Source organism: Mesorhizobium sp. WSM4989 (assembly GCF_029625795.1).
Lineage (GTDB): Bacteria > Pseudomonadota > Alphaproteobacteria > Rhizobiales > Rhizobiaceae > Mesorhizobium.
The window spans coordinates 1-276 of record NZ_JARTVN010000026.1 but is presented as its reverse complement, the minus strand read 5'-3'; the positions used below and the strand labels follow the sequence as shown (position 1 = coordinate 276).

General features: G+C 63.4%; 1 protein-coding gene. It reads left to right on the top strand.

Annotation, left to right across the window (positions count from 1 at the left end; translation table 11 throughout):
• On the top strand, positions 1-276 hold a 276-nt coding region (locus P9217_RS30180; RefSeq protein WP_278088330.1), incomplete at both ends, for an alkaline phosphatase PhoX.

The following is a 276-nucleotide window of genomic DNA, read 5'->3' as shown; positions in this document are numbered from 1 at the left end:
ATGCCGCCAACAGGGACCTGCTCGATGATGGCACGCTGCATGTCGCCAGGTTCGCCGAAGATGGCACGGTCGAATGGCTGCCGATCGTCTTCGGCCAGGGACCGCTGACGGCTGAAAACGGTTTCACTGGCCAGGCCGACGTGCTGATCGAGACGCGCCGCGCCGCCGACCTGCTCGGTGCCACCAAGATGGACCGCCCCGAAGACATCCAGCCCAATGCCGTCAACGGCAAGGTCCATGTCATGCTGACCAACAATTCGAAGCGCAAGGCCGATC